The sequence below is a fragment of the Pseudomonas sp. BRM28 genome (assembly GCF_002939405.1).
Classification (GTDB): domain Bacteria; phylum Pseudomonadota; class Gammaproteobacteria; order Pseudomonadales; family Pseudomonadaceae; genus Aquipseudomonas; species Aquipseudomonas palmensis.
Genome location: NZ_PEFV01000001.1, coordinates 5,019,948 through 5,031,986, shown reverse-complemented (window position 1 = coordinate 5,031,986; position 12,039 = coordinate 5,019,948). Strand labels below are relative to the sequence as shown.

At 66.6% G+C, this 12,039-nt stretch carries 10 protein-coding genes; 2 read left to right on the top strand and 8 right to left on the bottom strand.

Features of this window, described 5'->3' with window-relative positions; all coding sequences use genetic code 11:
* Positions 1–30 precede the first annotated feature (30 nt).
* The 4 genes from CR917_RS23270 to CR917_RS23255 all read right to left on the bottom strand — a co-directional run bounded on the left by CR917_RS23270 (position 31) and on the right by CR917_RS23255 (position 6,272).
* Positions 31–1,038 carry an Ldh family oxidoreductase gene (locus tag CR917_RS23270; protein WP_104573020.1) on the bottom strand — a complete coding sequence of 336 codons (1,008 nt, stop codon included), beginning with the start codon at positions 1,036–1,038 and terminating at the stop codon, positions 31–33.
* Positions 1,039–1,256: 218 nt separating this feature from the next.
* The gene (locus CR917_RS23265) at positions 1,257–3,092 is read right to left on the bottom strand and encodes an NAD(P)/FAD-dependent oxidoreductase (RefSeq protein ID WP_104573019.1); all 1,836 of its coding nucleotides are present in this window, start codon (positions 3,090–3,092) and stop codon (positions 1,257–1,259) included.
* Positions 3,093–3,241: 149 nt separating this feature from the next.
* Complete coding sequence (locus CR917_RS23260) at positions 3,242–5,314, bottom strand: PQQ-dependent dehydrogenase, methanol/ethanol family (protein ID WP_058541185.1); 2,073 nt, start codon at positions 5,312–5,314, stop codon at positions 3,242–3,244.
* A gap of 34 nt (positions 5,315–5,348) precedes the next feature.
* Positions 5,349–6,272, bottom strand: a complete 924-nt coding sequence (locus CR917_RS23255) for a transporter (RefSeq protein ID WP_052504233.1) — start codon at positions 6,270–6,272, stop codon at positions 5,349–5,351.
* Between the two features lie 358 nt (positions 6,273–6,630).
* On the opposite strand from CR917_RS23255, the gene CR917_RS23250 reads away from it, so the two are divergent.
* Positions 6,631–8,121 carry an aldehyde dehydrogenase gene (locus CR917_RS23250; protein WP_043861048.1) on the top strand — a complete coding sequence of 497 codons (1,491 nt, stop codon included), beginning with the start codon at positions 6,631–6,633 and terminating at the stop codon, positions 8,119–8,121.
* Positions 8,122–8,199: 78 nt separating this feature from the next.
* Here CR917_RS23250 and CR917_RS23245 read toward each other — a convergent pair whose 3' ends face one another.
* Both CR917_RS23245 and CR917_RS23240 read right to left on the bottom strand, forming a co-directional pair.
* Positions 8,200–8,505 (bottom strand): NIPSNAP family protein, encoded by a 306-nt coding sequence (locus tag CR917_RS23245; protein ID WP_043861047.1) that lies wholly within the window; start codon positions 8,503–8,505, stop codon positions 8,200–8,202.
* Positions 8,506–8,622: 117 nt separating this feature from the next.
* On the bottom strand, positions 8,623–9,000 hold the full coding sequence (locus CR917_RS23240) for an SH3 domain-containing protein (RefSeq protein WP_104573018.1): 378 nt from the start codon (positions 8,998–9,000) through the stop codon (positions 8,623–8,625).
* A 96-nt stretch (positions 9,001–9,096) separates the two neighbouring features.
* Here CR917_RS23240 and CR917_RS23235 point away from each other — a divergent pair, with 96 nt between their 5' ends.
* Positions 9,097–9,411: a hypothetical protein gene (locus CR917_RS23235; RefSeq protein ID WP_043861086.1), complete on the top strand. Its 315-nt coding sequence runs from the start codon at positions 9,097–9,099 to the stop codon at positions 9,409–9,411.
* 97 nt (positions 9,412–9,508) lie between these two features.
* On the opposite strand, the gene CR917_RS23230 is transcribed toward CR917_RS23235, so the two are convergent.
* Positions 9,509–9,976 (bottom strand): YbaK/EbsC family protein, encoded by a 468-nt coding sequence (locus CR917_RS23230; protein ID WP_043861044.1) that lies wholly within the window; start codon positions 9,974–9,976, stop codon positions 9,509–9,511.
* Between the two features lie 76 nt (positions 9,977–10,052).
* A complete protein-coding gene (ggt, locus tag CR917_RS23225; protein WP_104573212.1) occupies positions 10,053–11,831 on the bottom strand; it encodes a gamma-glutamyltransferase in 1,779 nt (592 codons plus the stop codon).
* Positions 11,832–12,039: the final 208 nt, after the last annotated feature.

Genomic DNA, 12,039 nt, shown 5'->3' with positions numbered 1-12,039 from the left:
CTACAGGAGCTGGCGTTGCCGGCGAAAGGATCAGTTCAGCAATGCCTTGAGGTCGTTGTACAGCGCCTCGGGGATCTGCACGCCCTCCTCCAGGCTGCGCTTGCGCGCCTCGAAGCGGCGCTGTGACGGCAGCCGCGCACCCTGCCCCTCGATGCCCGCAAACACCGCCTCCGCCCGCGCCAGGTGCGCCTCGGCGCCCGCCCCCAGAAACCGCTGCGGGTCCAGCGCGAGGATCAGCTCGCCATGGTACGGCGAGGACTTGCTGCCCGCGTCATAGGCCAGCGACTCGGCACTGGTCAGGTCGCCGATCAGCGGCCCGGCAATCAGCTCGACCATCGCCGCCAGCGCCGAGCCCTTGTGCCCGCCAAAGGTCAGCATGGCGCCACTGTCGAGCACCACGTTCGGGTCGGTGCTCGGCTGCCCCTGGGCATCCACGCCCCAGCCTTCGGGGATGGCCTTGCCGGCGCGCCGATGCAGCTCGATGTCGCCGCGCGCAATCGCGCTGGTGGCAAAGTCGAACACGAACGGGTTGGTGCCCGCACGCGGCCAGCCGAACGCGATGGGGTTGGTGCCAAACACCGGCTGGCTGCCCCCGGCCGGCGCCACCCAGGCATGGCTGGGGTTGCACGCCAGCGCCACCAGGCCGGCCTCGGTCAGTTGTTCGATCTCGACCCACAACGCCGAAAAGTGCACGCAGTGGTTGATGGCCAGGGCCGCGATGCCGTTGCTGCGGGCCTTGGCCTGCAGCATCGGCAAGCCGGCCTGGAACGCCAGCTGCGAGAAGCCGCCAGCAGCATCCACACGCACGATCGAGGGCACCTGGTCGATCACCTGCGGCTCGGCCGCCGCCGACACCTTGCCGGCCTTGAGCGAGTTCACACAGCCGATCACCCGGTACAGCCCATGGGAGGCGCAGCCATCGCGCTCCCCGGCGACCACCGTGGCCGTCACCGCTGCGGCGTGCGCCGCGTTGAAACCGTTGTGCAGCAGGATCGACTCTGCCAGTTCATGGGCTTGGGTAAGGGTCAGTCGAATCATGGTCAGCTCCTTGGACAGACCGTCCATCGTGCCCCATCGACCGGGGCCGGGCTTGATCGATTCGGACCACGGGCATGACGAACTTGGCACAGTGGCCAACAGCCCCCGACGCATACCCAGGGAAGCTGTTCAGTTTGTAATCAAACTGACGCAGCCCTTGTGGTACGCAGCGTGTAGCGCTTTATCCACAGAGCTACCCACTTTTTTTGTGGATAGCTTCAGCGCAGTTCGACCGGTTGCAGGTCGGCCCAGGATTCCACCGGGCCGGGGTTGCGCGGGTCGCTCGCGCCGCCCAGGCACACGGCAATCTTGTTCACGGCATTGAGTGCGCTGGTGACCGCGCCCTCGGCCCAGCCACCGGTCCAGGACACGTCGTCGCCGGCCAGCACGAAGCCGTAGGGCGTGGCATCGCCCACCCCGGTCATGAACTGCGCGAAGAGCCTGCGCTGGTAGGCGTACTGCCCGGGCAGGTTCATCTTGAAGGCGCCCAGATAGTGCGGCTGGTCCTCCCAGTTGAACTCGACGAAGGTGTTGCTGGCACTGTAGTGCGCGGCGAGGTCCACGTTGGGGTAGATGGCCTGCAGCAACGTGGTGCACAGCTGGGCATGCTGCGGCGCCGGCCTGGCGCGGTCGCCCAGGAACTTCAGCGCATCGTCGTTCCAGGTGTACGACAGGAAGATGCCGCTGCCGCGGTAGCCGCTTGGCGCCTGCGCGTAATCGACCAGGTAGGTGCCACGGGTGAGGCCATCGGACAGCGTCACGCTCAGCGTGCGTTCCTGCATCGGCCCCGGTCGTTCGTGCCAGAAGGGCCGCCGGGTGGCCGCGAAGATCTTTGCCGACTGCATGTAGTGAGTGTATTTGACGGCCTCCCAGGTCGCGCTGGGCAGCAGCGCGTCCATGGCCTTAAGTTGTTGCACGTTGCCGCTGGCGCGCAGCTTGTCGAGCACCCGCAGGTGCGGGGTGTAGACCACGTGGCCGATGGTCAGCCAGGCACTGGTATCGCGCTTGAGGTCGTGGACCAGTACCGAGAACTCACCGTTCGCCAGCGGGCTGATATGCCGGACTTCCTGGTTGAACGGCTCGGCGAATACCTGGCGGGTCATCGACTCGACGCTGCTGTCGCCCTGGCCGTTGGCGCAGGGGTCGCCCAACGCAGTGGGCGATTGCGTCCACAGCGCCCTGGGCAGTGCATCGGCGCCCTGGTACATGAGCCGGTGGCTGGCATCCAGCCCGGTGTACAGCACCCGCAGCACTTCGAGGATGCTGTTGGGGTAGTCGGTGTTCCAGCCACCGGTGCCGAAGCCGATCTGGCCGAACAGGTTGATCTGCTCGCGGCTCCACCCCGACTCCTGCAGCAGCGCCTGATAGAAACTGACGTCGTCCCAGCTGCGGCCGGCGCCGCAGTGGACGATGGCATTCCACAGGCGCTTGATGGCTTTCTGGTCGATGCTGCCTTCGGTCATGGCGGTTTCCAGTTCATGGAAGTGGAACGGCGCGCCCGCCAGAAAGGTGTCGAAGAACTGCTCTTCGAGCTGCAGGTACTCCGGTGGCACGGGGAACACCGGGCTGTCGTGCTCGTAGTACTTCACGCGGCCCTGGTAGTCGACCACGGTGCTGACTGCGGCCGCTGTGCCGGGGTTGGGAAAGTCCGCCGACTGCGCGGTCATGCCCACCTTGTCGAAGTAGTGGAACAGCGCCTTGCCGGATACCGGAAAGCGCATGGCGCCCAGCTCGCAGATAACCTCGGCGCCGGGGTCGCCCATGACCCTGGAATACAGCCGCCCGCCGATGCGCTCGCCGGCCTCCAGCACCACCGGGTGCAGGCCCATCTTCAGCAGTTCGTAGGCCGCCACCAGGCCGGCGATACCGGCGCCGACCACCAGCACCTTGCGGCCCCAGCACTCGGGCGGCACGCGGCACAGCGGCTGGCCGGCGGCACGAGCGGCGGCGAGGTAGTCGGCGTAGTGGAACGGGAAGTCCGGGACCAGCGCGGTCACGTCCTTGTTGCGGGCAAGTGGCGTCCTGCGGGGGCTGCGCGAAGGGATGGCGGACATGGCAGTGGCTCCTGAGGTAGTCGGGTTCTTCCGTTGAAGTCACAAAGACTGCCAGCGATGTGACTACTTTCAGAAAAGACCAGATCGACCCGGAGCACCAACACGCACCCGACCGGCGGCCTGTGACGTACACAGGCCGCCGGCGCGATTCAAGGTGCGGCTTTGTGGCGCGCCATGTAGTCCTCGTACTCGCGCGACATCACGTAGAGCTTGATCTGCTCGACCTCCTCGGGCTTGAGCGAATCGTCGAACGACGGCATGCCCAGTGGCTTGAGCGCGCCCTGCAGGACGATCTGCTGGAAGTGCTCGCGGGTGGCGTCGCTGGACTGGCGCAGGTCGGGGATCAAACCGCCGCTGATGGTGCCCATGCCGTGGCACACGCTGCAGAACTGGCCATACAACTGCTTGCCGGCCTGCACCTGCTCGGGTGCTGCGGTGACGGGCTGGGGCACGCGCTCGACCTTGGCGGGCGCCGGGGCCGGTGGCGGCAACTGCGCCTTGCCATCGAGGGCGAACACCAGCAGGCGGCTGCGGTTCTTCATGCCCGGCAGGTTCATCGACTCGCCGCCGGTCAGGGTGGCCACGCCGCCCCAGCCGGCCATGATCGCCACGTACTGACGCCCGGCCAGTTCGAAGGTCATGGGCGCGGCAACGATGCCGCTTTGCGCCTCGAACTGCCACAGCGCCTCGCCCTTGTCGGCGGAATAGGCATGCATCTGCCCCGCCGCAGTGCCCTGGAACACCAGGTTGCCGGCGGTGCTCAGGGTGCCGCCGTTCCAGTGCGTGGGGTATGGCACCTTCCAGGCGGCCTTCTGTTTGACCGGGTCCCAGGCCAGCAAGGCGCCGCTGACCACGGCGGCCGGCACGTCGGTGGCGTCGGCAAAGCCGGCGGCGGTGTTGAATGCCTTGCGGGTGACGAAGTCCTTGCCTTCGTTGCGGTACACACCGGGCACTTCCTGGTAGGGGATGTACACCAGGCCGGTGCCGGGGTTGAACGACATCGAATGCCAGTTGTGCGCGCCGAAGGGGCTGGGCCACATCACGATGGGCTCTTTTTCGTAGCGCACCCCAGGGGCCTCGACCGGCCGGCCGGTGGCGAGGTCGACCTTCTCGGCCCAGGTGACCTTGCCGAACTTCTCGGCCGAGATCAGCTTGCCGTTGGTGCGGTCGAGCACGTAGAAGAAGCCGTTTTTAGGCGCCTGCATCAGGACCTTGCGCGGTTTGCCGTCGATGTTCAGCTCGGCCAGGGTGATCTGCTGGGTGGCGGTGAAGTCCCAGCTGTCGCCCGGGGTGACCTGGTAGTGCCAGGCCAGCTTGCCGGTGTCGGGGCGGATGGCGAGGATCGACGACAGGTACAGGTTGTCGCCACCGCCCGGGCTGCGCACCTCGCGGTTCCACGGCGAACCGTTGCCGGTGCCGACGTAGAGCAGGTCCAGCTCGGGGTCGTAGGCCATGCTGTCCCACACCGTGCCGCCACCGCCGAGCTTCCAGTACTGGTCGCCCTGCCAGGTCTTGGCCGCTTCGCGCAGTTCGGGGTGCTCGTAGGGCAGCGCCGGGTCGCCCGGTACGGTGTAGAAGCGCCAGGCCAGTTTGCCGGTGTCGGCGTCATAGGCCGAGACGAAGCCGCGCACGCCGTATTCGGCGCCGCCGTTGCCGATGATGACCTTGCCTTTGACCACCCGTGGCGCGCCGGTGATGCTGTAGGGCTTGGCCGGGTCGGTGGTCTGCTGGCTCCAGATGGCCTTGCCGGTCTTGGCGTCGAGGGCGATCAGACGCCCGTCCAGGGTGCCGACGTAGACCTTGTCGCCCCACAGGGCCACGCCGCGGTTGACCGCGTCGCAGCACGAGGTACGGGCCTTGACCTTGGCCACCTCGGGGTCGTAGCGCCACAGCTCCTTGCCGCTGGCGGCGTCGACCGCGATCACCCGGCTCCAGGACATCGAGGTGTAGATCACCCCGTCGTGGAACAGCGGCGTCGCCTCCAGGCCGCGGGTGTTGTCCAGGTCCATGTACCAGGCCAGGCCCAGTGACCTGACGTTGCTGGCGTCGATCTGTTTGAGCGGGCTGAAGCGTTGTTCGGCATAGGTGCGGCCGTGGCTGAGCCACTCGCCGCCGGCCTGTTCGGTGGCGCGGATGGCGGCCTCGTCCACCCCGGCGGCAAGGGCTGCCAGCGGGGTGGCCAGGCACAGCATCAGCAATGAAGTACGCAAAGGTTTTTTCATGTTCGGTGTCCTCGGTGATGGCTGCAGGTGCGGGTCAGAACACCTGCATCAGGCGTACGTTGAAGCGGTCGCCTTCCTTGAAACCGTTTTCCACCGACTGGTCACGGCCATAGTTGAACAGCAGCTGGGTCTTGGGCGTGACGAACCAGCCTGCGCCCACCAGAAACTTGGCGGTGTCGGGTTTGTCGTGCTGGTCGACGCCGTCCAGGCGGGTTTCGCCGCCCCACAACCTGGAGTAGCCCACGCGCAGGTCCAGGCTCGGGGTGAGCTGGTAGCGCAGGAACGCCTGGCCCTGGTACAGCGCGGACTGGCGCAGGGTCAGGCCGGCGGAGGTGGCGTCGTCGTTCTTGCCGAACCAGGTGACGTCGCCGATCAGGTCCAGCCACCACTTGTCGCCCAGGCCCTGGATGTAGCCGGCCTGCAGCGCGAACTTCCAGCGGTTCTCGCCGATGTTGAGCGCGTCGTCGCGGTCGTAGCGGCCGGTGGGCACGTAGAGGAACGGGGTGATGCCGAAATAGGTCTTTTCTTCCGGGCGCTCCACCAGCCACACGGTGGAGGCCAGGATCAGGTCGCCGATGCCGCCATCGCTCTTGCCCAGGCCCGAGGTGTCGCGCTTGCCTTCGAGCTGGCCGAAGGGCAGCAGGAACTGCGGGTCGATGGTGAACCCGCCCAGCTTCATGAAGTGCACGCCCCTGAGAATGCCGATGTCGGAGTTCAGCCCGGCACGCACCGGCTGCTTGTGGCCACCGGAGTACAGCGAGCGACGTTCGGCATGCTGGTAGTAGACCATGCCCAGGTTGGTGCCTTCGGGCAACGCGGTGTAGTCCCCGGCGTCCACATCCACGGCGTGCGCCTGGCTGCCCAGGCAGCCGGCGAGGCCCAGCGTCCAGGCCTGTGCCCAGCCCAATGCAGTACGACGGCGGTGTGCCGGCACGCTTGACAGTACGGTCTTGCTCATCGAGTCACCTGTTTATTGTTTTTGTCGGATGAGCCACCCAATGGGCGGCACACAGGCCGTAGCAGGCTTCGTGCCAACGAAATTAATCCATTGATATCAATTGGTTGCGCTTTGAGGGCGTCAACCTGCGGTGAAGTGCCCGGCTGCCACCTGCCCCGTTGCAGGCCCGGTTTGCAAGGCTTTGCGGGATTTCTCAGGGGCGTCTCATGTGTCTCACCGTTTGTCTCGACCTAATACGCACAGAACCGGCGAAAGCCCTCCAAACCCCTGAAAAACAAGTACTTTGGTAGTAGAAAAAAGCTGGCACAAGGGTTGCTGAATGCCTCGGGTTCCTTTCAATAACAAGAGAGCCACACCCATGACCCATGCCTTCCCGGTTCACAGTGATACCCAGGCGTTCGTGCAGCGCCAGCACCGCATGCTGATCGGTGCCGACTGGCGCGGCGCCAGCGATGGCGCCACGCTGCAACTGCTCAACCCGGCCAACGGCCAGGCGCTGGCCCAGGTGCCTGCCGCCACGGTCGAGGATGTCGACCAGGCGGTACGTGCCGCGCGCCAGGCGTTCGATGACTCGCCCTGGAGCCGCATGCGCCCGCGCGAGCGCCAGAACCTGCTGTGGAAGCTGGCCGACCTGATCGAGCGCGATGCCCAGGTGTTCGCCGAGCTCGAATGCCTGAACAACGGCAAGAGCGCGCAGGTGGCGCGGGTGATGGACGTGCAGATGGCCATCGACTCGCTGCGCTACATGGCCGGCTGGGCAACCAAGATCGAAGGCACCACGGTCGACCCGTCGCTGCCGCTGTTCGACGGCGAGTTCCATGCCTATGTGCGCCGCGAGGCGGTGGGTGTGGTGGGTGCCATCGTGGCGTGGAACTTCCCCCTGCTGCTGGCCTGCTGGAAGCTGGGGCCGGCGCTGGCCACCGGGTGCAGCGTGGTGCTCAAGCCGGCGGACGAGACCCCGCTGAGTGCGCTCAAGCTGGCCGAACTGGTACTGGAGGCCGGCTACCCGGCGGGCGTGTTCAACGTGGTCACCGGCGTGGGCGCGGTGGCCGGTGCGGCGCTGTCGGCGCACCCGCTGCTGGACAAGGTGACCTTCACCGGCTCGACCGAGGTGGGCAAGCTGATCGGCAAGGCGGCGATGGATTCGATGACGCGGGTGACGCTGGAGCTGGGCGGCAAATCGCCGACCATCATCCTGGCCGACGCCGACCTTGAGGTGGCCGCTGCCGGTGCCGCCAGCGCGATCTTCTTCAACCAGGGGCAAGTGTGCTGCGCGGGGTCGCGCCTGTATGTGCACCGCAAGCATTTCGACCGCGTGGTGGCCGATATTGCCGGCATCGCCAACGGCATGAAGCTGGGCAATGGCCTGGACCCGAGCATCGACATGGGCCCGTTGATCTCGGCCAAGCAGCAGGCACGGGTGGGCCGCTACATCGACATGGGCCGCGAGCTGGGTGCCAAGGTGGCGTGTGGCGGCGAGTACTACGGGCCAGGGTATTTCGTGCAGCCGACGGTGATTGCCGACGTCGACCAGCAGTGCCCGCTGGTGCAGGAGGAGATTTTCGGGCCGGTGCTGGTGGCGATTCCGTTCGACGACATGGACGAGGCGATTCGCCTGGCCAACGACAGTGCCTATGGCCTGGGCGCGAGCATCTGGTCCAACGACCTGGCGCAGGTGCACCGCATGGTGCCGCGCATCAAGTCGGGCTCGGTGTGGGTCAACTGTCACAGTGCGCTGGACCCGGCGCTGCCGTTTGGCGGCTACAAGCTGTCGGGCGTGGGGCGCGAGATGGGCGCGGCGGCCATCGAGCATTACACCGAGCTGAAGTCGGTGGTAATGAAGCTGTAGGCGGCAGTTGGGGCCGCTCTGCGGCCCGATCGCGGGTCAAGCCCGCTCCCACAGGAGGGGGCTTGCGCCGTGATGGGGTCAGCCCAGTACAGGGCGGAAGAAACTGCGCTCGTAGCTGATGATGCACCGGGTGTCTTCGGCGTACTTGAACGCGGCGATGCACTCGGCGTCGGTTTTCGATTGTTCGCGGTAACGTTCGTACGCTGCCAGGCTCGGGAACGAGAACATCGCCAGGGCGACGTTGTTGGCGCCTTCGCTGGGCAGGAAGTAGCCATGGTGCTGGCCGCCGAATTTCTCTACCAACGGTATCCACATGCGCCCGTAGGCTTCGAACTCTTGCAGCTTGTAGGCATCGACGATGTAGCGCAGGTAGCAGGTAACCATTGCAGCACTCCATGAAAGGGACCGGCAGCGAGCCTAGTGGGCGTCACGGGCGGGCGTCAATACGCGACAGGTGCAGCGAGCATCAGCGCTCGCACCGTTGAACCCGCGTGCAGCCCTTCAGCGGGTCGGTGCCGCCGGCGCCTGTTCGATGTGGCGCAGATGGCTTGAAGGCACCCAGCCGGCCTGCGCGTCGCGCGGCCTTGTGCACCAGGACCAGCCGTTGAGCGACCTCACGCAGAGCACTTCATCGCCAATGTCCACGTCCAGCTCCCTGGCGGTGTAGTCCTCGCGCGCGCGGCCTGCCTGCTCGCCCAGCCTTTCGATCACCTGCGCCGGCACCCAGCCACCCTGCTGGCCGGGCGTGGTGCAGAAGTACCAGTTGTTCCATCCTTCATCGCCCTGGTACACCTCCCCCACCTCCAGCACGGCCCCCTTGGCAAAGGTGATGGGCTGAGGGAATTCGCTGCGGTGCGCTTTAATCACGCGGTATTGCATGTGTCTTCTCCTTGGTGAACTGAAGCCGGTGCCCACCCAGCGGCGCGGCTGTGCGAAAATAGCGCCTTTGTTATCAACAGGTTGGAGATGTACGGTTTGGTTACACACTATTCGGCGAACGGCGCCAATGCCGCCTGCGGGCGTACCAGTCAGACCCTCAACAGCACTCAGGCAGCGGATCAGGTGTCGTGCAAGTCCTGCCTGCGCTCGCTGGCTGCCCCCGACTCGGCAGCCGTGGCCGCCAAGGCCAAGACCCCTTCGCTGGCCGAACTGCGCAAGCAGCGCCAGCAACAGGCCGCGCCGGCGCCGGTGCCCGCGTTCAGCGTCAAGGCCAGCTGGCAGGCCCGCCTGAGCAGCCAGGCCGACCGTTGCCGCCTGCCACGCGGTGCGCGCAAGCAGATCTGCGTGTGACCCCCGGGCAGGCCGGCTTGCTGTGGCAAGTCGGCCTGCCCGCCGCTGCCCTGCAACGGATAATCGAGCGGTTTTCATAACCGCGCGCCTGACGACTTCAGGCCAGTGGCTGGATCACGTCGACCCACTGCGCGTTGACCAGGGTGGCCAGGCGCTCGGGCTCGATGCGCACCGCCGCATTGACCGCACCGCCGGCGGGGAAGACCACCTCGAAGTCCTTCAGCGACTCGTCGCAGTACACCCGCAGCGGCTGGCTCAGGCCGAAGGGGCACACGCCGCCGATGGGGTGGCCGGTGTGCTGCTCGACCTGCTCGGCCTCGAGCATGCGTGCCTTGACGCCGAACTGCTGCTTGTACTTGCGGTTGCACAGGCGCGCATCGCCGCGTACCACCAGCACGATCACCTCCTCGCCCACGCGCAGCGAGAGCGACTTGGCGATCTGCCCCGGCTCGACCGCCAGCGCCTCGGCGGCCAGGGCGACGGTGGCGGTGCTGGACGCCAGTTCCAGCACCTGCAGGTCGGGTGAATGGTGGGAGAAAAACGCTTTGACTGACTGCAGACTCATCTTCGCTTGATCCTCTGAAAAAACAGCCCTGGCGGGATACCGTTGCGTACCCTACCAGCTTGGGCAGGCAAAAAACTCAGTCGCCCAACGCTACGCCCTCGCGACGTGGGTCGGCACCGGCCGACCAGCCCTGCCCATCACGCACGATGACCTGCGTGCCGCTGGTCATCTCGATGGGCGATACCGCATGCCCGCGGGCCTTGAGCTGCTCGATCAGGGCAGGGCCGACCAGCCCGGCCTCCACTTCGGTGCCGACGTTGCGGCTGCCGAAGTTGGGCAGGTCGACGGCCTGCTGCGGGTCGAGCTTCCAGTCCAGCAAGCCGATCAGCGCCTTGTTCACGTACTCGATGATCTGCGAGCCGCCGGGCGAGCCGAGGGCAGCCACCAACTGGCCGCTGGCCTGGTCGAACACCAGGGTCGGCGCCATCGAGGAGCGCGGCCGCTTGCCCGGTGCGATGCGGTTGGCCACCGGCTTGCCGTTCTCCTCGGGGATGAACGAAAAGTCGGTCATCTGGTTGTTGAGCAGAAAGCCCTTGACCAGCACATGAGAGCCGAACGCCGCCTCGACCGAGGTGGTCATCGACAGCGCGCCGCCCTGATCGTCCACCGCGACGATCTGCGAGGTGGAAATGCGCAATGGCGAGCGGTCAGGCGCCCACGCCAGGGGCATGCCGGGCGGCACACCGGCAGTGGCGACGCCCATGCTCCGATCACCGATCAGCGTGGCGCGCTGGGCCAGGTAAGCCTTGCTGGTGAGCCCTGGCACATTGACCGGCACCTGGTCGCTGTCGGCCAGGTACAGGGCGCGGTCGGCATAGGCCAGGCGCTCGGCTTCGGCAATCAGGTGCACGGCCTGGGCGGAGGGTTGCATGACGCCCCCGGGGCGAGCTTTTTCGGGCGCCATCGCGGCCAGGTCCAGTGCCGGTTTCTGGCGCTGCAGCGCCTCCAGAATGCCCAGCGTCTGCAGTACCGCGACGCCACCGGACGACGGTGGCGGCATGCCGCATACCGTCCACTGCTTGTACGGCCCGCATACCGGCGCGCGCACCTTGGCCCGATAGCCTGCAATGTCGCTCAGCGACAACGTGCCGGGGTTACTGTGGGTATTGACCTGCTGCACCATCGCCTCGGCGATGGGCCCGTGGTAGAAGGCGTCCGGGCCCTGGTTGGCGATGGCCTCCAGGGTTTGCGCCAGCTCGGGGTTCTTCAGCAGCGTGCCCACGGGCAAGGGCTGGCCCTGGGGCGTGAGCAGGTAGCGGGCCAGTGCAGGCGACTGCGGTATCGAGGTGGAGGCGGCAATCAGGGCGTGCAGCCGCGCAGACACGGGGAAGCCGTCGCGGGCCAGGTCGATGGCCGGCTGGAAAAGCGCGCGCCAGGGCAGCTTGCCGTGTTGCTGGTGCGCCATCTCCAGAGCCCTGAGTACACCGGGCACGCCCACCGAGCGACCGCCGATCTGGGCGTCCTTGAATCCCATCGGCGTACCGTCCGGCTTCAGGAACAGGCGGCTGTCGGCCCCTTGGGGCGCCGTCTCCCGCCCATCGAACGCCTGCACCTGCTTGCCATCCCAGTACAGGATGAAGGCGCCGCCGCCGATGCCGCTGGACTGCGGCTCCACCAGGGTCAACACCGCCTGCATGGCAATGGCGGCATCGATCGCAGACCCGCCCTTGCGCAACATCGCCTGGCCGGCGGCGCTTGCCAGGGGGTTGGCTGCCGCGGCCATGTGGTGCTGTGCCTGTACCGGGGCCATGCCTGTGCGGTAGCCCGAGGCGACTTCCGGGGCGGCGGGCAAGGCGGTGCTGGATGGCGCAGGCGGGGTTGCGCTGGTACAGGCGCCGAGCAGCAACGCTGCCATCGAGAAGCCGAGGGCGTGCATCAGGTGTTTGCGGGTGGTTGGGTAACCGGTCAAGACCAACTCCATTGAGCGTTTGGGGAACGCGGGCAATGGTAGCGTGATTGACGCGAGCAGGCCCGGTACTCACCGCGGCTTGTGCGGCGATTCCAATGCGCGTGCCCTGATTCTCGACGCGTAGGGTGCAGATTGATTAAGCTTCCCGCTTTAA

Bases quoted from the DNA above. Each gene is read 5' to 3' on its own strand.
- CR917_RS23270 (WP_104573020.1), bottom strand. From the start codon at position 1,038: ATGATTCGACTGACCCTTACCCAAGCCCATGAACTGGCAGAGTCGATC.
- CR917_RS23265 (WP_104573019.1), bottom strand. From the start codon at position 3,092: ATGTCCGCCATCCCTTCGCGCAGCCCCCGCAGGACGCCACTTGCCCGC.
- CR917_RS23260 (WP_058541185.1), bottom strand. From the start codon at position 5,314: ATGAAAAAACCTTTGCGTACTTCATTGCTGATGCTGTGCCTGGCCACC.
- CR917_RS23255 (WP_052504233.1), bottom strand. From the start codon at position 6,272: ATGAGCAAGACCGTACTGTCAAGCGTGCCGGCACACCGCCGTCGTACT.
- CR917_RS23250 (WP_043861048.1), top strand. From the start codon at position 6,631: ATGACCCATGCCTTCCCGGTTCACAGTGATACCCAGGCGTTCGTGCAG.
- CR917_RS23245 (WP_043861047.1), bottom strand. From the start codon at position 8,505: ATGGTTACCTGCTACCTGCGCTACATCGTCGATGCCTACAAGCTGCAA.
- CR917_RS23240 (WP_104573018.1), bottom strand. From the start codon at position 9,000: ATGCAATACCGCGTGATTAAAGCGCACCGCAGCGAATTCCCTCAGCCC.
- CR917_RS23230 (WP_043861044.1), bottom strand. From the start codon at position 9,976: ATGAGTCTGCAGTCAGTCAAAGCGTTTTTCTCCCACCATTCACCCGAC.
- ggt (WP_104573212.1), bottom strand. From the start codon at position 11,831: ATGGCAGCGTTGCTGCTCGGCGCCTGTACCAGCGCAACCCCGCCTGCG.